General features: G+C 42.9%; 2 protein-coding genes. Both read right to left on the minus strand.

Going from position 1 to position 1,308, the window contains the following annotated elements; all coding sequences use genetic code 11:
* Positions 1-915, minus strand: a 915-nt coding sequence (locus GA0116948_RS20915; RefSeq protein ID WP_089715841.1) for an ISAon1 family transposase, incomplete at its 3' end; no start/stop codon positions are given.
* Positions 908-1,261, minus strand: a complete 354-nt coding sequence (locus tag GA0116948_RS20920; protein ID WP_240619123.1) for an ISAon1 family transposase N-terminal region protein — start codon at positions 1,259-1,261, stop codon at positions 908-910. The genes GA0116948_RS20920 and GA0116948_RS20915, both read right to left, overlap by 8 nt.
* Between the last annotated feature and the right edge of the window lie 47 nt (positions 1,262-1,308).

Genomic DNA, 1,308 nt, shown 5'->3' on the forward strand with positions numbered 1-1,308 from the left:
GAACGATTTTACCTTCGCATTGAATGATTCCGCAGCAGCATTAGTAGCCCTGTTATTGAAGAAATTTAAAATGCCCAAATAATGCGTCTGTACCGTCCTGGCAAGGGTTTTAAAGGAAGGTAGCTCCGTTTCTTCTACATCATTATACCATAATGCCAGCCGTTTGAAAGCCTGTTCTTTACTGGTACATACCCTGTATACGTCTCCTAGTCCAATAGATAATCGATACGCTTTTTGTATAACCGGGTACCGAGCAAAGAGCAATTCGGCCCTCAGCCGTTGTTCCCGCGTCCATAAACGGGGATGCTTGAATAATAGATACCTGCTTCGGGCTAGTAGTTGTTTAACGGTGTCTCCATTGACAAGGATTTCCGGCTGATATGCTTGCTTTAGTGCCTTTCCTTGCTCGTATGCGGTGTTTTCCTGTTCCAGGGCTTCCCACCGGTATTGGATGCGGGTTTCCTGAACAGCGTCAAAGGCAAGTTGTTGGACATGAAACCGATCAATGACGCGGTGGGCATTGGGAAAACAACGCTTTATTGCCAAATTCAGACTGGCAGACATATCGATGGTAACTTCTGTGACTTTGGCCCGGAGCCGTTTGGGGATCTTTTTTAAAATTTCGATAAGATAATCTGCTTGTGTTCCCTTTATCATGGCCACTATAGCGCCTTTCCTGCCTTTTGCAGCTTTGTTGGTAACAATGGTATATAATTCCCCACTGGAGAAAGCGGTTTCGTCTATGCTCAAATATGAGCCTATATTTTGCTCAAACAACATCCACTCAGCAGCGTGATCCTTCTGCCCCCATTGCTGATAATCACTTAGATAGTTTTTATAATGTTGTTGTAATTGTTTGCCATCGACCTGAAAAAAATGACCTAATTGCACAGGACTAATGGGATGATTATCCAAATATTCCTTTTAAAAAAAGCCCGAATTCCGTAGTCATTCGTGCCCCTGATCTTACCAGTGTCCAATTTCTTGTAACAATCTTCCCTGTGTGGACAACCTCCCAGCGGCGGCGTTTAATACACAACGCCACTTTCTGACCGCGTATAGGAAAGTCCTGCACCTGTATTTCGGGCAAAAAACCCTTGGAATGTAATGGTTGATCCTTGTACTCAGATGGAATAATATTCTTCTCTTCCATGAAAATATTAATTCCCTTAGAATCCTTTGTGGTATTGGTTATTTCGAAATATTCCAGCATCCCGGCGGGCAAAAGCAATTCTATTAACTGACGGTAACTCTCTTCCAAAATGTTGATTTAATCCGCAAAAAAACAGCTTTAACATTAATCCCCCA

It is taken from the genome of Chitinophaga costaii (assembly GCF_900094705.1).
GTDB lineage: Bacteria > Bacteroidota > Bacteroidia > Chitinophagales > Chitinophagaceae > Chitinophaga > Chitinophaga costaii.